Consider the following 17,477-nt stretch of genomic DNA (forward strand, 5'->3'; position numbering starts at 1 on the left):
ATGGCGAAGCGACAGGCACCGGATACGCGTCCCGAGATCTACGTCAGCACGGACATCGAGGCTGACGGACCGATTCCGGGACCGCATTCGATGCTGTCGTTCGCGTCGGCGGCGATGCTCGCCGACAAGACCGTCGTCGGCACGTTCTCGGCCAACCTTGAGTTGCTGCAGGGCGCGAGCGGGCATCCCGTCCAGATGAAGTGGTGGGAGACGCAGCCCGAGGCGTGGGCCGCGTGCCGGCGCGACCTCCAGCGACCGGAAGAGGCCATCGTCCGTTACGTCGAATGGGTCGAGGCGCTGCCGGGCAAGCCCGTGTTCGTCGCCTTCCCGGCGGGATTCGATTTCACGTGGATGTTCTGGTACATGATGCGCTTTGCCGGGCGGTCGCCGTTCGGGTGGGCGGCCCTGGACATCAAGACCCTGGGATTCGCGCTGACGGGATTGCCGTATCGCAAGACCGTCAAACCCGCGTTGCCGGCCGAGTGGAAGGATCCGTTGCCTCATACGCACGTTGCAATCGACGATGCGCTCGAGCAGGGTGCGCTTTTCTGCAACATGCTTGGGGCGCTCAGGGAGCGCGAGGCGCGCCTCGCGGCGCTTGCTGAAACGTCGCCGGAAAACGTTTCTGACGAGAGCGAGCAGTCACCTCCGTCGTCGCTGGGTTAGCGGGCCCACGTTCGTCACGGTGGGCCGGGGCCACATTTTGCGTGCCGCGGCCTATAGTGGAAGTGTGCCGATGGCGACCTGGGCCACGATGCCCAAGGAGGTGTTGATCATGCGATTCCATCCCGAACACCACTTCAAGGACTGGACGGCCAGGATCCACTGGCCACACTGGAACCACGATCGATCGTCGTCGCGTCATGCCTCGATGTCCCATTGGGCCGAGGAAGACGCGGAGATCGCCAAGGCGACGCTGTATGTGAGCACCGTGACGCTGGTGGTGCTGCTCGTCGTCATGGCGGGGATCGCTTTCGGTCAGGAGGCCATGCACTGGCTGGGTGTTCAATAAACGACGACCCCGCCTGAAGCGATCCCCCTCGCCTGACCGGCCGGCCCCCGACATTGCGTCGGGGGCCGGTTTGTTTTTGGCGCCTTCAGTCGAACAACGGGCTGACGTTTTCCGGCGGTCGGCCGATGACGGCGCGGCGATTGCGGACGACCACGGGACGTTGCAGCAGGATCGGGTTGTCGGCGACGGCGGCCAGCAACTCGGCATCGGTCAGGCCTTCGTCGGCGAGGCCGAGCTCCTTGTACACGGCCTCGCCGTCGCGGAGCATGTCGCGGACGGGGAGACCGAGCATCGTATGGAGCTGACGGAGGGTGGACACCGAGGGCGGCGTCTTGAGGTACTCGACGACCTCCACGGGCTCGCCCAGCCGCTGCGCGGCGGCCTCGACCAGAGCGAGCGTCTCGCGCGATTTGGAGCAACGCGGGTTGTGGTAGATGGTGATCATGGGTGGGCTCGGGGATTGGGATAGAGGGGACTATAGCGCCTGGGAGGGCTTTGGCCCTCCCCCGGCCCGTCTCCCCGGGGGAGCGGGGAGGAATGATGCGGGGGCTGCGTCCCCGCGCTCCCGCCTGACACCGCCGCCGGGCCTCGCCTCCGCCGCTAGTCAGCCCATCAAGTCCGCCAGCGCCAGCGCCACGACCTTCGTGGCGCGATTCAGGTCGTTCAGCCGGAGGTTCTCGTCCGAGTTGTGCCCGCGCGCCTCCATCAGGGTGCGGGGACCGGCGCCGTACAGCACCGTGGGAATCCCGCGGCTCGTGTAGTGGCGGGCGTCCGTGTACAGCGGCACGCCGTGCACCGGAATATCCACGCCGAAGACGGCTTCCGCGCGCGACTTCAGGGTGCCGATCAGTTTTTCCACGCCCGGCAGCTCCGACAGCGGCTCCGCCAGAATGATGCGCTCGACCTTGACCTCGATGCCCGGGCGCTCGGCGGCGGCCTTTTCCACCACAGCGCGCAGTTCGCCCTCCGCGTCGAAGCCGATTTCCTCGGGAATCATGCGGCGGTCGACGCGGAACGTGACCAGGTCGGGCACGACGTTCGTGTTGATGCCGCCCTTGATCAGACCGACGTTCAGCGTCGCATGGTCGATCCCCGGCACCTTCGACTTGCGCGTGGCCAGCTCCGCCCGCAGCCCGTAGATTGCCTGCAGGATATGCGTCGCGGCCTCGATCGCATCGACGCCCGTGTGCGGCATGGCCGCGTGCCCCTGCTTGCCCTTGACCGTGACTTCCACATGCAGGCAGCCGTTGTGCGCCGACGTGATGCCATACGAGAAGCCCGCCGAAATCGCATAGTCCGGCTTGGTCAGCCCCTCGTCGAGCAACAGCTTCGGACCGATATCGCCGCCCGTCTCCTCGTCATACGTGAACTGGAGCTCGACCGTGCCGTTGAGCCGCGCGCCCTGCTTCTCGGCTTCCATCAGTGCCAGCGTGGCATAGGTGTACGTCGCGAAGTCGGATTTGGACACGGCAACCCCACGGCCGTACATGACCGGGCCATGCTCGCTGTCGCCAATTTCCGCGCCATACGGATCCCGCGTCCAGCCCAGTCCGGGCGGCACCACGTCGCCGTGCGCGTTCATCGCGATGACGGGACCGCCCGTGCCGAACTGCTTGCGTACGATGAGATTGGTCGCGCTGATCATGCCCGCCGCGCGCACCTTGTCCTCGGGCACCTTGTGCGCCTCGACCGTGAAGCCGAGCTGTTCGAGCAGCGCGCGCGCACGCTGGCCATGCGCATCGCAATCGCCGGCCGGGTTGTCCGACGGCACCTTCACGAGCTCGGCGAGGAAGGCTTCCTGCGCGGGACGCTGCGTATCGATGTATTGAATGAGCGTGGTCTCGATGGGATTCATGTTGTCGCGTGCGGTCATGTCTTGGCTCTTCGGTAGATGTCGGGACATTCAGGGCCGGGGCTGGAAGTGCTCGACGAACGCGCTGAACACGTTCGCGGCGAGCTGGGCATCCCCGGCGGTCATGGTTTCGGTGGGGTGATGGCTGATGCCGCCATTGCCGCAGCGCACGAACAGCATCGCCACGTCGGTCAGCGCGGCGATGGCCATCGCATCGTGGCCAGCGCCAGAAGGCAAATGCCGCACGGGCACACCGGCGCGCTCGATGGCGGCGGCCCACTGTGCCTGCAGCCACGGCGCGCACGGCACGCTTGCCGCCTCATGAGTCTTTCGCACCTGGGCGGCGCGCACATTGCGGCGCGCGCAGATGCGTTCGATCTCCGCAAGCACGTCGTTCACGGCGGCTTCACGCTCGGCATCGTCGCCAGCCCGGATATCGATCGAAAATACCGCGCGGCCCGGCACGACGTTCGTGGCGCCATTCGGCACGTTGAACTGGCCGACGGTGCCGACGAGCCCCGGCTTGCCGCCGCAGCGGCGCTCGATATAAAGGCCGATCTCGGCGGCGGCCATCGCGGCGTCGCGGCGCATGTCCATCGGCACCGTGCCGGCGTGGCCGGCCAGGCCTTCGAGCTCGACGAGAAAGCGGGAGGCGCCGGAGATTGCCGTGACGACCCCCACCGGCAGGCCCTCGTTCAGCAGGACGGGACCCTGTTCGATATGCACTTCGACAAAGCCCAGCACCTTGCGGCGCTCGTGCGCCGCCGCGGGCAGCTGGTCGGGCTCGAAGCCCGCGCCGCGCATCACGTCCCGCATGGACGTGCCACTGTCGTCGAGGTTGTCCAGCACGCGCGTATCGAACGTACCCGCGATCGCGCGGCTGCCGAGCAGCGTCGCCTTGAAGCGCACGCCCTCTTCCTCGGCGAACCCCACGACCTCGATCGCAAACGGGAAACGGCGGCCCGCGCGATGCCACGCATCGATGCAGGCGATCGGCAGGATCACGCCGAGGTTGCCGTCGTAGCGGCCCGCGTCGCGCACCGTGTCGAAGTGCGAACCGGTCAGCAGCGCGGGCGCATCGGGCGTGGCGCCCTCGTAGCGGCCAATGACATTGCCGGCCGCATCGCGGCGCACGGTCATGCCGGCCGCTTCCATCCACGCGGTCAGTTGCGCGGCCGCGCCGTGGTGCGCGTCGGTCAGGTAGGTACGGGTGAGCATGCCGGGCTGCTCGGTGTGTACGGCGAGGGCGTCGGCCCACTCCATGATGCGCGCGCCCACATCTGCCATGGGCGCGGCGGCCGGCGTTGGATTTGCTGCCATGCGTGTCTCCTGCTCAAGCCAATGACGCTGCGCGGATTGCGTGGCGTCCCGCGGGACACCTAACAAGAAACGCGCCATGCGTCTTATTCTCTGCGATTCATGTTAGCACAGCGCATTCAAAAATTGCATACAAAAATTATATGCACTATATTGGCCTCCACGCACGGACAATCGGCTGCGAACAATCGCGTTCGACAACCCTGACCGGCGACCCCTGAACCAGACAGGACCGGCAGCAAACGCGCCGCCCGGCGCGTAAAGATCGGTCCGCACGGAGACAGCCATGCAGCATGCCGTTCCCTCGCAGCGTGCACCCGCGCGTCTGCATACCCGCTTTACGCGTTCGTTGTTCGGTCAGGTGCTGATCGCGCTCGTGATCGGCACGGTACTCGGGCTGCTTGCGCCCGAGTTCGCGGCCAAGCTCAAACCGCTCGGCGACGCGTTCATCAAGCTCATCAAGATGCTCATCGGACCGATCGTGTTCTGCGTGGTCGTTGCCGGCATCTGCGGCGCGGGCGAACTCAAGAAGGTCGGCCGCGTCGGCGTGAAGGCGGTGATCTACTTCGAGATCGTGACGACCATCGCGCTCGCCCTCGGCGTGGTGCTTGCCTACGTGTTCCAGCCCGGCGCGGGCATGAACGTGAATCCGCAATCGCTCGATGCCTCGGCCATGGCCGCCTACGTCGAAGGCGCGGAGAAGGTGAAAAGCGCGGGCACGGTCGAGTTTCTGCTCAAGCTGATTCCCAATACCGTCATGGGCGCTTTCGCGAGCGGCGACGTGTTGCAGGTGCTGCTGATCTCCGTGCTGTTCGGTTGCGCGCTGTCGCTGGTCGGCGAGCCCGGGAAGCCGCTCGTCGGCCTGATCGACACGTTCTCGCAGACGCTGTTCCGCATGATGGGCTTCATCATCAAGCTCGCGCCGCTCGGGGTACTGGGCGCGGTAGCCTTTACGGTGGGCAAGTACGGCATCGGCTCGCTCAAGCAGCTCGGCTTCCTCGTCGTGCTTTTCTATGGCGCGGTGATCGTGTTCGTACTCGCCGTCCTCGGCGGCATCCTGCGCGCCTGCGGGTTCTCTGTGTTCAAGCTGATCCGGTACCTGCGCGCGGAACTGCTGGTCGTGCTCGGCACCGCGTCGTCGGACAGCGTGCTGCCGCAGGTCATGCGCAAGCTCGAGTTCATGGGCATCCGCAAGTCAGTGGTGGGCCTTGTCATCCCCACCGGGTATTCCTTCAATCTGGATGCGTTTTCGATCTACCTGACGCTGGCGGCCGTGTTCATCGCACAGGCCACCAACACGCCGCTGGCGATCGGGGACCTTCTCGGCATTCTCGCCGTGGCGCTCGTGACGTCGAAGGGCGCGCACGGGATCCCGGGCTCCGCCATCGTGATTCTCGCGGCCACGCTGTCCGCGCACCCGGCGATTCCGGCCATCGGCCTTGTGCTCGTGCTGTCCGTGGACTGGTTCATCGGCATCGCGCGGGCGCTCGGCAACCTGATCGGCAACTGCGTGGCCACGGTGGTGGTGGCATCGTGGGAGAAAGATATCGACCGCGACCGCGCGCATGCGGTGCTCAACGGCACGATCTCCGCGGGCGAGCTCGACGAGGGCCTCCCGCCTCCCGTGGCGGGCGGTCTGGAGACGCCCGCGAGCGCGCCGCTGCCCGGGAGCGTCGCGGGGCGCTAGAATCTCGGCATTCCCGTCTCCGCGCGGAGCCACGTCCCACGCGCGCCATCATGCCCGAGCATATCGATCCAGACATGACCGCCGAGGCGATTGCCGACGATATCGTCGCCGCGATCGTCTCGCACCGCCTCCCGCCCGGCACCAAGCTGCGGGAGGAGGCGCTCGCGAGCGTCTACCGCGTCAGCCGCACGAAGGTGCGCGCGGCCCTGCTGATGCTGTCCAAGGACAAGGTCATTCAGATCGTGCCCGACAAGGGTGCGTTCGTCGCCAAGCCCAGCGCCGAGGAGGCGCGCGAGGTCTTTGCGGTACGCCGCATCCTGGAAGCCGCGCTCGCGCGGGAGTTCGTGGCCAAGGCCACTGCCGCCGACTACAAACGCATCGACAAGCATCTGGCTGCCGAGCGCAAATCGCTCCATGGCAACGACGCGCAGACGCGCACGCGCCTGCTCGGGGATTTCCACATCGTGATGGCGGAGGTGGTCGGCAACAGCGTGCTGACGGAGATCATGCGCGAGCTGTCGATGCGCAGCGCGGTGATCACGATGCTGTACCAGTCGCGGCGCGATGCCACGTGCTCGTCGGATGAGCACCGCGAGTTTATCGAGGCCGCGCGCGCGGGCGATGCGGAACGCGCGGTGGCGCTGATGGTGGAACACCTCGATCACGTCGAAGCGGCGCTGCATTTCGACGAGGTTCCCGATGCCGCGCGCGGCAAGGACCTTGTAGCGGCGTTGCTCGCTTAGTCCGCGCAATCTCGTGACATTTGATATCGATCAAGGCGGGGGACCGGAGGCAAGCGCATCATCGGTCTGGCCATGAAGTTGCGGGGGCGCACTTCATCGGCTCTCCCCGTCCTTCGCAAGAAGGGCTGCCCGCAGACCGCAATGGCTCTGCGGGCTTTTTCTTTTTGGCGTTCGTTTTTGGCTTCGTTCTTGGCGTTCGTTGACGCGTCAAACGCGCTCGCTCCAGTACCCCGGCCGCGCGTACTGTGCCTTGAGGTGCTCGATGAAGAAGCGGATCTTCGCGGGCACGGGCCGCTGCTGCGGGTACACCGCCAGGATGTCGTAGTCCGGTAACGCAAACTCGTCGAGTACCGTAATCAGTTCCCCGCTCTCCAGCTGCGGGAGGATCTCCCACGTCGAACGCCAGCCGAGGCCGAGCCCCTCGCCCGCCCAGCGATGCAGCAGTTCCCCGTCGTTGCAATCGAGGTTGCCATTCACGCGCACGGTCACCGTCTTGCCGTTATCGTTGAAATACCATCCGCGCTGCTGGCCGCCCTGCAAATTGAACGCGAGGCAGTTGTGGTGCTCGAGATCCTCGAGCGTGCGCGGCACGCCGTGCTTCGCGAAGTAGGCCGGGGTGCCGCACACCACGCGCTTGTTGGACGACAGCTTGATCGCGACGAAATTCGGGTCGATCGCACCGCCGATGCGAATACCGACGTCATACCCCTCTCGCACGAGATCGACGACGCGGTCGGTGAGGTTGAACGAGATCTGGACGTCCGGGTTGGCGGCGAGGAAGGCTGGCGCATGCGGGGCCACGTGCTTGCGGCCGAACGCGGCGGGCGCCGAGACGATGAGATGGCCCGTGGCCTTGTGCCGGCCCTCGGCGATGAGCATCTCCGCGCGATCCAGGTCCGACAGCGCCTTCTTGCACTGCTCCATGAACGCCGCGCCCTGCTCGGTCACGACAATGCGGCGCGTGGAGCGATGCAGCAGCTTGACGCCGATGCGCGCCTCGAGCGCGTTGATGCGGCGGCCGATCATGACGGGCGTCACGTTCTGGGTCAGCGCGGCGGCGGCCATGCTGCCCTGCTCCACCACGGCGATAAATGCCTCGATCTGTTTGAACTTGTCCATGTGGGCCAGCTAGCAGGTTGTCTCCTGTCGGCCATTGTGACGCATGCGCGGTGCCTTGCGCATCCCCCGGCGGGGATACTGGGTATGCGCGACCTCAGCGCGCGCGGCCCAGCGCTTCGTTGATCTCGGCTGCTTCGCCGAGGACGTGGGCGAGCCGGCGCAGAGGACCCGAACACTGCAGCTGGGCGAACAGCGCGAAGGCCGCGCCCGCGACGAGCACCGCGCCGTAGACGGCCACTACCTGCTGGATGCTTGCGGCCGTGGGGGTGGCGGTGGCGCCGTCGAACAGCACGAAGGCGGCCGGACCGAGCGCGAGCAGGACCGCCACGGTGCGCGCGGCACCGTCCCACATACGGACCTGCAGGGCGACGCGGCGCTGCCGGGCGCGCAGCTGGAGCGGCGGGATGCGCCCCAGTTGCAGCAGCAGCGCGTTCTCGGCCGTGCACTGCGAATCCAGGCGCCGTGACATCCAGCGCAGCGGGTGCCACAGCGCTTCGCGGCCCTGCGCCGCACGCGCGAGCCAGGCGCCGAGGTAGCACGCCGCGCTGGCGGCCAGCGCGACATGGAAAGCTTCCGGCAGCCAGGTCGGCGGCGTCTGGCGCAGCAGCAGGTTCCAGTACGCCAGCGCGCTGCCGGTCATGACCGCCGGCACCACGGCGGCGATGAACGCAGCCCACAGCACGCGCGCCACCGTCACCGCCGGACCACCCACCGCCGCCGGCGTGGCGACGTCGGTCGTGCGAAGCGCTTCGATCAGTTCGTAGGTGGAGGGCAACCGGGCGTACATGGCGGAAATGTGAACGGAAACATCGATAGCTGCTGCAACCCGACATTGTGGCGATCCTGACCCGCGGCGAACAGCACCAAAGTGGCCGTTGCGTGGATATCCCCACGTTTCGGGGGCGTTCGACGGCCTCCGTACAACGCTGCGGCGGCCCCGGATTGACAACGCCCCATTGCATATCTCAAAGGTCACATTTGCTGCGATGCACGCACAGATTCGAAACTGGAGGTATCGAATCAAATGATCGTCGTTCCGTTTATCCCAGCCCGGTGCGGGCATAGGATCGACTCCAATCACAGGCCCACCCGTTATTGGAGACAAAACATGCCGAAGATGAGAGCCGTCGACGCCGCGATCGCGGTGCTGGAGAAGGAAGGCATCACCACCGCGTTCGGCGTGCCCGGCGCCGCCATCAACCCGTTCTACTCGGCGATGCGCAAGGCCGGCACGATCAAGCATCTGCTCGCGCGGCACGTCGAAGGCGCCTCCCACATGGCTGAAGGGTATACGCGCGCCGAGCCCGGCAACATCGGCCTGTGCGTGGGCACGTCCGGTCCCGCGGGCACGGACATGATCACCGGCCTGTATTCGGCATGGGCCGATTCGATCCCCATTCTCTGCATTACCGGCCAGGCGCCCCGCGCGCGCCTGTACAAGGAAGATTTCCAGGCGGTCGATATCGAATCGATCGCCAAGCCCGTGACCAAGTGGGCCGTCACCGTGCGGGAGCCCGCCCTCGTGCCGCAGGTATTTCAGCAGGCCTTTCACCTGATGCGCTCGGGCCGTCCCGGTCCGGTGCTGATCGACCTGCCGTTCGACGTGCAGGTGGCCGAGATTGAATTCGATCCCGAAACGTACCAGCCGCTGCAGCCGTACAAGCCGGCCGCCTCGCGCGCGCAGATCGAGAAAGCCATCGCCATGCTCAACGCTGCCGAGCGTCCGCTGATCGTGTGCGGTGGCGGCGTGATCAACGCGAATGCCTCGGAACTCCTCGTCGAGTTCGCCGAACTCGTCAATGTGCCGGTCGTGCCGACGCTGATGGGCTGGGGCGTGCTCGCCGACGACCATCCCCTGCAGGCGGGTATGGTCGGTCTGCAGACCTCGCATCGCTATGGCAACGCGACGCTGCTGGCTTCGGACTTCGTGATGGGCATCGGCAACCGCTGGGCCAACCGCCACACGGGCAGCATCGACGTCTACACGAAGGGCCGGAAGTTCGTGCACGTCGACATCGAACCGACGCAGATCGGCCGCGTATTCGGCCCCGATCTCGGCATCGTTTCCGACGCGAAGGCCGCGCTCGAGCTGTTCGTCGAAGTGGCGCGCGAGATGAAGATGGCCGGCCGACTGCCCGATCGCAAGGCATGGGTCGCCGATGTGCAGAAGCGCCGCCGCACGATGCATCGCAAGAGCGATTTCGACAACGTGCCCGTCAAGCCGCAGCGCGTGTATCGCGAGATGAACCAGTACTTCCCGCGCGACGTCCGTTACGTGACGACGATCGGCCTGTCGCAGATCGCCGCCGCGCAGTTCCTCTCGGTGAACCAGCCGCGCCACTGGATCAACTGCGGCCAGGCCGGCCCCCTCGGCTGGACCATTCCGGCGGCGATCGGCGTGAAGACCGCATCCCCCGAGTCCGATGTCGTGGCGATCTCCGGCGACTACGACTTCCAGTTCATGATCGAAGAGCTGGCCGTGGCGGCGCAGTTCAAGGTGCCGTACATCCATCTGGTGGTGAACAATTCGTACCTGGGCCTCATCCGCCAGGCGCAACGCAACTTCGAGATGGACTACTGCGTGCAGCTCGCGTTCGACAACGTGAACGCGCCTGAGCTCGAGGGCTACGGCGTGGATCACGTGAAGGTCGTGGAAGGCCTCGGCTGCAAGGCGCTGCGCGTGTTCAAGCCCGAGGATATCGCGCCCGCTTTCGCGGAGGCGCGCGACCTGATGGCCGAATACTCGGTGCCGGTAGTCGTGGAAGTGATCCTTGAACGCGTGACGAACATCGCGATGGGCACCGAGATCGACAACATCAACGAGTTCGAGCCGATCGAGGATCGCGCCGATACCAGCGATACCGAGGTTGCCGGCGAGGCCATCCTCAAAGAAGAAGTTGCCACCGAAGGCGCGACCGCCTGACCGCTATCACCGCCATCACCACACAAGAGCCGACGATGCCAAAGCTAGCCGCCAACCTGACCATGCTGTTCAACGAAGTGGCCTTTCTGGACCGCTTCGAAGCCGCCGCGCGCGCGGGATTCCGCGGCGTGGAGTTCCTGTTCCCGTACGCCTTCCACGCTGACCAGATCGCGGACCGCCTCAACCGCTTCCAGCTCGACCTCGTGCTGCACAACCTGCCGGCCGGCAAGTGGGAAGCCGGCGAGCGGGGTATCGCCTGCCATCCGGACCGCGTGAGCGAGTTCCGTGACGGCGTGGGCGAGGCGATCAAGTACGCGAAGGTGCTCGGTGTGCGTCAGCTGAACTGCCTGGCGGGCATCCTGCCGCAAAGCGTGCGCCGCGAAGCAGCCACCGAAACGCTGGTGGAGAACCTGCGCTTTGCCGCCAACGCGCTGGCGGCGGAGAACATCGACCTGCTGATCGAGCCGATCAACACGTTCGACATTCCCGGCTTCATCCTGTCGCGCACGCAGCAGGCGATCGACCTGATCGAGCAGGTCAACGCGCCCAATCTCTACGTGCAATACGACATCTATCACATGCAGCGCATGGAAGGCGAGATCGCGGCAACGATCAAGGCCAACCTGCCGAAGATCCGTCACGTGCAGCTGGCCGACAACCCCGGCCGCAACGAGCCCGGCACCGGCGAGATCAACTACCAGTTCCTGTTCGGCTATCTCGACGAGATCGGCTACAAGGGCTGGATCGGCTGCGAGTACAAGCCACGCGCCTCGACGGAAGCCGGCCTCGGCTGGCGCGCCGCGCACCGCGTCGGCTGACCGACCCGACAACACACATTTCCGAATCTGGATAGGAGGAGACATTCATGGCTAATCAACGCAACATCGGCTTCATCGGCCTCGGCATCATGGGCGCGCCCATGGCGGGTCATCTGCGCACGGCCGGGCACACGCTGTTCGTGCATGACGTGAACCCCGCTCCGCAGGCACTCGTCGATGCGGGCGTGACGGTCTGCACAAGCGCGGAAGAAGTGGCGAAGCGTGCCGATATCGTGATCGTCATGGTGCCGGACACCCCGCACGTGGAGGCCGTGCTGTTCGGCGAGCGCGGCGTCGCGGCCGCCTACAAGGCCGCGGGCAAGGATGCGACGTACGGCAAGATCGTCGTGGACATGAGCTCGATCTCGCCGATCGCCACGAAAGATTTTGCCGCGCGCATCAACAAGCTCGGTGCGTCGTACCTTGACGCGCCGGTGTCCGGCGGGGAAGTCGGTGCCAAGGCGGCGTCGCTGACGATCATGGTGGGCGGACCCGCCGAAGCGTTCGACGAGGTCAAGCCGCTGTTCGAGCTGATGGGCAAGAACATCACGCTGGTCGGCGGCAATGGCGACGGCCAGACGACGAAGGTGGCCAATCAGATCATCGTGGCGCTCAACATTCAGGCCGTGTCGGAAGCGCTGCTGTTCGCGTCGAAGGCCGGTGCCGATCCGGCGCGTGTACGGCAGGCGCTGATGGGCGGCTTTGCGTCGTCGCGCATTCTTGAAGTGCATGGCGAGCGCATGGTCAAGCGCACGTTCGATCCGGGCTTCCGCATCGAACTGCACCAGAAGGACCTGAACCTCGCGCTGCAGGGCGCGAAGGCGCTCGGCGTGTCGCTGCCCAATACGGCGGCCGCGCAGGAGTTGTTCAACGCGTGCGCCGCGAATGGCTTCGGCAAGCTCGATCATTCGGCGCTGTGCCGTGCCATCGAGATCATGTCGAACCACGAGATCGCAAAGAAGGCCGACAAGTAGAGCGACAACTCGCACCCGCGCCTCGCCGCAACGTGGAGGCCGCGCGCCGCGATGGCGCGCGCGGCCTCCGCATCTCCTCTGCCGCACCAGGACTCCCCATGTACGCCTCGGACGCCAATGCCGCCGATGTCGCGCGACTGACGCCTGCCCGCCGGTCCATCGCCGATTATCGCGACCCTCATCAGGCCCGCTCTCTGCTGCGCGACCTCTTCGATACCGCCGTGGCCGCCGTCAGCGCGAGCCACTGCCTGCCCCCTCACCTGCCCGCCCCGCCGAAAGGCCGCACTGTCGTGATCGGCGCGGGCAAGGCCGCCGCCGCGATGGCGCAGGCCGTCGATGCGCACTGGCAGGGGCCGCTCTCTGGCCTCGTGGTCACGCGCTACGATCACGGTGCCGATTGCCATCGCATCGAGGTCGTCGAAGCCGCGCACCCCGTGCCCGATGCAGCGGGGCAACGCGCCGCGCAGCGCATGGTCGAACTCGTGCGGGGGCTGACCGCCGACGACCTCGTGCTCTGCCTCATCTCTGGCGGCGGTTCCGCCCTGCTCGCCGCGCCCGCGCCGGGCCTCACGCTGGCGGACAAGCAGGCCATCAACAAGGCGCTGCTGCGCAGCGGCGCGAACATCGGCGAGATGAATTGCGTGCGCAAGCATCTGTCCGCGCTCAAGGGCGGACGGCTCGCATTGGCCTGCGCGCCGGCACGCGTGGAAACGCTGCTGATCTCGGACATTCCCGGCGACGATCCCACGCTCATCGCGAGCGGTCCCACGCTGACCGACGCCACCACATGCGCCGATGCGCTCGCGGTCATCGCCAAGTACGGCATCGAAGTGCCAGCGCATGTGCGCGCGCATCTCGAGAGCGGTGCGGGCGAAACGCCGAAGCCCGGCGATATACGCTTCGAAGGCCATCGCAGCGTGACGCTTGCCACCGCGCAGCAATCGCTCGAAGCCGCGGCCGCGCGAGCGCGCGAGCTCGGGCTCGAAGCGCATATTCTTTCCGACTGCATCGAGGGCGAGGCACGCGACGTGGCGCAGGTGCATGCCGCCATCGCGCGGCAGGTCGCCGCGCGCGGGCAGCCGTTCCCCAAACCCTGCGTGCTGCTCTCCGGCGGCGAGACCACGGTGACCGTTCGCGGCAATGGCCGCGGCGGCCGCAATGCCGAATTCCTGCTTGCGCTGGCCGTCGCCCTCGATGGGCTGCCCGGCGTGCATGCGATTGCCGGCGATACGGATGGCATCGACGGCTCCGAGGACAACGCGGGCGCGATGCTGTCGCCCGACACGCTCGTGCGGGCTGCCGCGCGTGGCCTTTCGGCGCGCGCGTATCTGGCCAACAACGACGGCTACGGCTTCTTCTCGGGTCTCGACGACCTCATCCTCACGGGCCCCACCCGGACCAACGTCAACGACTTCCGCGCGATCCTCGTGGTCTGACGCGCGCCTACACAAGACAGGAGACAACATGAGACGCCAGCGCAAGGCGAAGATCGTGGCCACCCTCGGCCCGGCCAGCACCGATATCGCGGTGATCCGCGAGTTGTTCGAGGCGGGCGCCGATGTATTCCGGCTCAACTTCAGCCATGGCACGCACGACGATCATCGCGAGCGGTACGACTCGGTGCGGCGCGTGGAGGCCGAAACCGGCCGCCCGATCGCGATTCTTGCGGATCTGCAGGGACCGAAGCTGCGAATCGGCACATTCGCCGTCGGCAAGGTGGCGGTGCGGGCGGGCGATCGCTTCGTGCTGGACAGCGACCCGACGCCCGGCGATGGCACGCGCGTCCATCTGCCGCACCCCGAGTTGTTCCGCGCGGCCAGCGCCGGCCAGTCGCTGCTGATCGACGACGGCAAGGTGCGTCTGGCGATCGAATCGGTATCGAGCGGCAGCATCGTGACGCGCGTCGTCAACAACGGCACGCTGTCCGATCGCAAGGGTGTGAACGTGCCCGATGCCGTGATTCCGATTCCGGCGCTCACGGACAAGGACCGCAAGGACCTGGACTTCGCGCTCTCGCTCGGCGCGGATTGGATTGCGCTGTCGTTCGTTCAGCGCCCGTCCGATATCGTCGAGGCGCGCGAGATCATCGGCACGCGCGCCGGTGTGCTGTCGAAGATCGAGAAGCCTGCCGCGCTGCTGCAACTTGACGAAATCGTGCGCGTGTCGGATGCGGTGATGGTCGCGCGCGGCGACCTTGGCGTGGAGTTGCCGCCCGAACGCGTCCCCGGCGTGCAGAAGCGCATCCTGCGCGTGTGCCGCCAGCTCGGCAAGCCGGTCGTGATTGCCACGCAGATGCTGGAATCGATGATCGATTCACCGGTGCCGACGCGCGCGGAGGCTTCCGACGTGGCGAGCGCCATCTACGACGGCGCCGACGCCGTGATGCTGTCGGCCGAGTCCGCCAATGGCCGCTACCCCGTGCAGGCCATCGCGATGATGGACCGCATCGCGATCGAGGTCGAGCGCGATCCGCTCTACCGCAACATGATCGACGCCCAGCACGAGGCGCCGCTTTCCACGCGGCAGGATGCCATCTGCGCGGCGCTGCGCGAAGTCACGCAGATCATCGGCGCGCGGGCTACGGTGACGTACACCTCTTCCGGCGCCACCGCGCTGCGCGCCGCGCGCGAACGGCCGTGCGCGCCGATCGTCAGCATCACGCCGAACCTGGACATCGCGCGCCGGCTGGCCATCACGTGGGGCGTGCACTCGACCGTGAGCCCGGACGTGCAGAGCGTGGACGAGATGGTGGCGGCCGCGACGCGCGCGGCGCTGGTGGAAGGCTATGCCGAGCCGGGCGACCAGATCACGATCGCCGCGGGCATGCCTTTCGGGCAGGGCGGCACGACCAATCTGCTGCGCGTCGCGGAAGTCGGCGGCACGGCGCAGGACCTGGCGCTGAGCGGCGCGGCCTTCGCGCAGGAGCCGAAAGTGACGGCCGGCGTGTGAGACAGCGGAGGACTCCGGAGGACCGAATGCCGTTGCTATACTCCACGGCATCACGGCGGCCACGCTGCCGTATTTCGATCTCACGGAGTCTCCATGCGTCTCGATGACGAAGCCGAAAGCCAGAACGTAGAAGACCGCCGCGGCGGCTATGGGGGCGGCGGCGGCTTCGGGCTTCCAGTCGGCGGCCGCACCATCGGCATTGGGACGGTGATCGTCGCGCTCGCTGCGTCGTACTTCTTCGGGATCGATCCCTCGGTGATCTTCCAGGGCGCGTCGGTCATCCAGGGCCAGCAGCCCCAGCAGCAGCACGTGCCGCAGCAGCAACGGCCGCCCGCGACGGACCAGCTGACGGTGTTCACGCGCAAGGTGCTCGGCAATACCGAGCGCACATGGGAGCACATCTTCGAAACGGACCTGAACCGGCGCTACGCACCGCCCACACTCGTGCTGTTCAGCGGCGCGACGCCCACGGCGTGCGGCACTGGCCAGTCGGCGATGGGCCCGTTCTACTGCCCCGGCGATCAGAAGGTCTATATCGACCTCGCCTTCTATGACGAACTGCGCCAGCGCTTCGGCGCGGGCGGGGACTTCGCGCAGGCCTATGTGATCGCGCACGAGATCGGCCACCATGTGCAGAACCTGCTCGGCGTGTCGTCGAAAGTCGATGCCGCGCGCCGCCGCATGAGCGAGGCGCAGGCCAATCAGCTATCGGTGCGCCTGGAACTGCAGGCCGATTGCCTGGCCGGCGTCTGGGCCGCGACCGCGCAGAAAGCCAACCAGCAATTGCTGGAACCGGGCGACGTGGAAGAAGGCCTGAAGACCGCGGCCGCGATCGGCGACGATCGGTTGCAACGGCAGGCGCAGGGGTATGTGGTGCCGGAAGCGTTCACGCACGGCACGAGCGAGCAACGCGTGCGGTGGCTGCGCCAGGGGCTGACGACGGGCGATATCCGCAAATGCGACACGTTCTCGGCGCGGCAGTTGTAGAACGTGCGGAAGAAAAATCACCTGCCCGGCGGAGAGAGAAGGAGGAGGTCGGCCGGGCAGGTGGGAGAGAAATCAGCGTGGCGGGAGACGCCACGGATGTCCTCACGCATGTCGTGAGGACGAGGGATCAGACGCGGTAGCCGTACAGATCGCCGTTGCGCGAATTGTCGAGCGTGGACGCCGAGATATCGCGACGGAACGTGTGCGTGCCGTCGGTGAACGTATCGAACTTGCCCTGGCGCAGCCCGTCCGTGAACGGGTCGAACTTGTCGCGCTTGGCGCCGTCGGTATATACGTCGGCCTTGGCCACGCGGGACGCGTCGGCGTAGACATCCATCTTGCCCACCTTCTTCGTGGCGGGAGCGGCGAACGCGGTGGCCGAGGCGGCGAATGCCGCCACGACAAGGGCGCCGCCAAGCATGCGTTTGGCGATCATTTGGGACTCCTTCAACTGTGTGTGGCCTGCTTTGGGTGCCGCAGCGCTTTTGCTGCGGCGATCGGCCATCTTCGTGGCGACGCGGGCACAGGCTGAAGAGTAGAAGGTTCGTCCGCAAGGAGAAATACCGCTGCGACGAATGGTGCGTTGCACGCCGTGAAACGCCAGACGCGCTGACGAACGGCGGCGCCGGGCGTTCCGGATAAATCAGTGCGTGTGGGTGTGCGAAGGCGCGTGGCATTCGCAGGGCGCCCCTTCGGCGGCCTGCTGGAGGTTCTGGAGAATGCCGCACTCGCTCGCCGGATGGGGCGTGGCGCAGGTCTCGCGCAGCGCCCGCAATTGTCCCTCCAGCGCTTCCAGTGCCACGCGCTGCGCGTGGATCTGGTCGATCTGGCGGTCCAGCAGATGATTGATGTCGTCGCAGGCCAGCGACGGGTTGCGCTGGAAATCGCGCAGCCGGCGCACGTCGGAGAGACTCATGCCGAGCGAGCGGCAGTGCCGTACGAAGTTCAGCTGCACCAGATGGCCGTCGCCATAACGGCGATAACCATTGTCCTCGCGCTGCGGTGCGTCGAGCAGCCCCTCCCGCTCGTAATACCGGATGGTCTCGATATCGCAGCCGCTGTGGCGCGACAGTTCGCCGATGCGCATGACAGGCTC

General features: G+C 66.6%; 17 protein-coding genes. 10 read left to right on the plus strand and 7 right to left on the minus strand.

Features of this window, described 5'->3' with window-relative positions:
* Together KHP16_RS22825 and KHP16_RS22830 are read left to right on the plus strand one after the other, a co-directional pair.
* The gene (locus KHP16_RS22825) at window positions 1-666 is read left to right on the plus strand and encodes a 3'-5' exonuclease family protein (protein ID WP_109585295.1); all 666 of its coding nucleotides are present in this window, start codon (window positions 1-3) and stop codon (window positions 664-666) included.
* A gap of 109 nt (window positions 667-775) precedes the next feature.
* Window positions 776-1,012, plus strand: coding sequence for a hypothetical protein (locus tag KHP16_RS22830; protein ID WP_109585362.1), 237 nt, complete (start codon window positions 776-778; stop codon window positions 1,010-1,012).
* Window positions 1,013-1,097: 85 nt separating this feature from the next.
* Here the strand turns inward: KHP16_RS22830 and arsC are convergent, their stop codons facing one another.
* The 3 genes from arsC to KHP16_RS22845 all read right to left on the minus strand — a co-directional run bounded on the left by arsC (window position 1,098) and on the right by KHP16_RS22845 (window position 4,184).
* Window positions 1,098-1,457, minus strand: a complete 360-nt coding sequence (gene arsC, locus KHP16_RS22835; protein WP_109585296.1) for an arsenate reductase (glutaredoxin) — start codon at window positions 1,455-1,457, stop codon at window positions 1,098-1,100.
* Window positions 1,458-1,616: 159 nt separating this feature from the next.
* On the minus strand, window positions 1,617-2,867 hold the full coding sequence (locus tag KHP16_RS22840; RefSeq protein ID WP_415831306.1) for a M20/M25/M40 family metallo-hydrolase: 1,251 nt from the start codon (window positions 2,865-2,867) through the stop codon (window positions 1,617-1,619).
* A gap of 48 nt (window positions 2,868-2,915) precedes the next feature.
* Entirely contained in the window at window positions 2,916-4,184 is a 1,269-nt protein-coding gene (locus KHP16_RS22845) for an allantoate amidohydrolase (RefSeq protein ID WP_179592589.1), read from the minus strand.
* Between the two features lie 283 nt (window positions 4,185-4,467).
* On the opposite strand from KHP16_RS22845, the gene KHP16_RS22850 reads away from it, so the two are divergent.
* Window positions 4,468-5,868, plus strand: a complete 1,401-nt coding sequence (locus tag KHP16_RS22850; protein ID WP_109585299.1) for a C4-dicarboxylate transporter DctA — start codon at window positions 4,468-4,470, stop codon at window positions 5,866-5,868.
* A gap of 50 nt (window positions 5,869-5,918) precedes the next feature.
* On the plus strand, window positions 5,919-6,611 hold the full coding sequence (locus KHP16_RS22855; RefSeq protein WP_109585300.1) for a GntR family transcriptional regulator: 693 nt from the start codon (window positions 5,919-5,921) through the stop codon (window positions 6,609-6,611).
* A gap of 207 nt (window positions 6,612-6,818) precedes the next feature.
* Here KHP16_RS22855 and KHP16_RS22860 read toward each other — a convergent pair whose 3' ends face one another.
* The gene (locus KHP16_RS22860; RefSeq protein WP_109585301.1) at window positions 6,819-7,730 is read right to left on the minus strand and encodes a LysR family transcriptional regulator; all 912 of its coding nucleotides are present in this window, start codon (window positions 7,728-7,730) and stop codon (window positions 6,819-6,821) included.
* 94 nt (window positions 7,731-7,824) lie between these two features.
* Window positions 7,825-8,517 carry a hypothetical protein gene (locus tag KHP16_RS22865; RefSeq protein WP_109585302.1) on the minus strand — a complete coding sequence of 231 codons (693 nt, stop codon included), beginning with the start codon at window positions 8,515-8,517 and terminating at the stop codon, window positions 7,825-7,827.
* Between the two features lie 321 nt (window positions 8,518-8,838).
* Here KHP16_RS22865 and gcl point away from each other — a divergent pair, with 321 nt between their 5' ends.
* From gcl to ypfJ, 6 genes are all read left to right on the plus strand, one after another.
* Window positions 8,839-10,653, plus strand: a complete 1,815-nt coding sequence (gene gcl, locus KHP16_RS22870; RefSeq protein WP_244214878.1) for a glyoxylate carboligase — start codon at window positions 8,839-8,841, stop codon at window positions 10,651-10,653.
* A 35-nt stretch (window positions 10,654-10,688) separates the two neighbouring features.
* The gene (otnI, locus tag KHP16_RS22875; RefSeq protein WP_121492984.1) at window positions 10,689-11,471 is read left to right on the plus strand and encodes a 2-oxo-tetronate isomerase; all 783 of its coding nucleotides are present in this window, start codon (window positions 10,689-10,691) and stop codon (window positions 11,469-11,471) included.
* A 47-nt stretch (window positions 11,472-11,518) separates the two neighbouring features.
* Window positions 11,519-12,445 carry a 2-hydroxy-3-oxopropionate reductase gene (gene glxR, locus KHP16_RS22880; protein WP_109585304.1) on the plus strand — a complete coding sequence of 309 codons (927 nt, stop codon included), beginning with the start codon at window positions 11,519-11,521 and terminating at the stop codon, window positions 12,443-12,445.
* Window positions 12,446-12,543: 98 nt separating this feature from the next.
* Window positions 12,544-13,881 (plus strand): glycerate kinase type-2 family protein, encoded by a 1,338-nt coding sequence (locus tag KHP16_RS22885; protein ID WP_109585305.1) that lies wholly within the window; start codon window positions 12,544-12,546, stop codon window positions 13,879-13,881.
* A 28-nt stretch (window positions 13,882-13,909) separates the two neighbouring features.
* Complete coding sequence (gene pyk, locus KHP16_RS22890; RefSeq protein ID WP_244835963.1) at window positions 13,910-15,394, plus strand: pyruvate kinase; 1,485 nt, start codon at window positions 13,910-13,912, stop codon at window positions 15,392-15,394.
* A 93-nt stretch (window positions 15,395-15,487) separates the two neighbouring features.
* Window positions 15,488-16,381: a KPN_02809 family neutral zinc metallopeptidase gene (gene ypfJ, locus KHP16_RS22895; protein ID WP_109585306.1), complete on the plus strand. Its 894-nt coding sequence runs from the start codon at window positions 15,488-15,490 to the stop codon at window positions 16,379-16,381.
* A 127-nt stretch (window positions 16,382-16,508) separates the two neighbouring features.
* Here ypfJ and KHP16_RS22900 read toward each other — a convergent pair whose 3' ends face one another.
* Window positions 16,509-16,817, minus strand: coding sequence for a hypothetical protein (locus KHP16_RS22900; RefSeq protein ID WP_179592591.1), 309 nt, complete (start codon window positions 16,815-16,817; stop codon window positions 16,509-16,511).
* Between the two features lie 207 nt (window positions 16,818-17,024).
* Complete coding sequence (locus tag KHP16_RS22905; protein WP_115955633.1) at window positions 17,025-17,468, minus strand: Cd(II)/Pb(II)-responsive transcriptional regulator; 444 nt, start codon at window positions 17,466-17,468, stop codon at window positions 17,025-17,027.
* Between the last annotated feature and the right edge of the window lie 9 nt (window positions 17,469-17,477).

This window comes from Cupriavidus plantarum (assembly GCF_905397285.1).
GTDB lineage: Bacteria > Pseudomonadota > Gammaproteobacteria > Burkholderiales > Burkholderiaceae > Cupriavidus > Cupriavidus plantarum.

Bases quoted from the DNA above. Each gene is read 5' to 3' on its own strand.
- KHP16_RS22825 (WP_109585295.1), top strand. From the start codon at position 1: ATGGCGAAGCGACAGGCACCGGATACGCGTCCCGAGATCTACGTCAGC.
- KHP16_RS22830 (WP_109585362.1), top strand. From the start codon at position 776: ATGCGATTCCATCCCGAACACCACTTCAAGGACTGGACGGCCAGGATC.
- arsC (WP_109585296.1), bottom strand. From the start codon at position 1,457: ATGATCACCATCTACCACAACCCGCGTTGCTCCAAATCGCGCGAGACG.
- KHP16_RS22840 (WP_415831306.1), bottom strand. From the start codon at position 2,867: ATGAATCCCATCGAGACCACGCTCATTCAATACATCGATACGCAGCGT.
- KHP16_RS22845 (WP_179592589.1), bottom strand. From the start codon at position 4,184: ATGGCAGCAAATCCAACGCCGGCCGCCGCGCCCATGGCAGATGTGGGC.
- KHP16_RS22850 (WP_109585299.1), top strand. From the start codon at position 4,468: ATGCAGCATGCCGTTCCCTCGCAGCGTGCACCCGCGCGTCTGCATACC.
- KHP16_RS22855 (WP_109585300.1), top strand. From the start codon at position 5,919: ATGCCCGAGCATATCGATCCAGACATGACCGCCGAGGCGATTGCCGAC.
- KHP16_RS22860 (WP_109585301.1), bottom strand. From the start codon at position 7,730: ATGGACAAGTTCAAACAGATCGAGGCATTTATCGCCGTGGTGGAGCAG.
- KHP16_RS22865 (WP_109585302.1), bottom strand. From the start codon at position 8,517: ATGTACGCCCGGTTGCCCTCCACCTACGAACTGATCGAAGCGCTTCGC.
- gcl (WP_244214878.1), top strand. From the start codon at position 8,839: ATGCCGAAGATGAGAGCCGTCGACGCCGCGATCGCGGTGCTGGAGAAG.
- otnI (WP_121492984.1), top strand. From the start codon at position 10,689: ATGCCAAAGCTAGCCGCCAACCTGACCATGCTGTTCAACGAAGTGGCC.
- glxR (WP_109585304.1), top strand. From the start codon at position 11,519: ATGGCTAATCAACGCAACATCGGCTTCATCGGCCTCGGCATCATGGGC.
- KHP16_RS22885 (WP_109585305.1), top strand. From the start codon at position 12,544: ATGTACGCCTCGGACGCCAATGCCGCCGATGTCGCGCGACTGACGCCT.
- pyk (WP_244835963.1), top strand. From the start codon at position 13,910: ATGAGACGCCAGCGCAAGGCGAAGATCGTGGCCACCCTCGGCCCGGCC.
- ypfJ (WP_109585306.1), top strand. From the start codon at position 15,488: ATGCGTCTCGATGACGAAGCCGAAAGCCAGAACGTAGAAGACCGCCGC.
- KHP16_RS22900 (WP_179592591.1), bottom strand. From the start codon at position 16,817: ATGATCGCCAAACGCATGCTTGGCGGCGCCCTTGTCGTGGCGGCATTC.
- KHP16_RS22905 (WP_115955633.1), bottom strand. From the start codon at position 17,468: ATGCGCATCGGCGAACTGTCGCGCCACAGCGGCTGCGATATCGAGACC.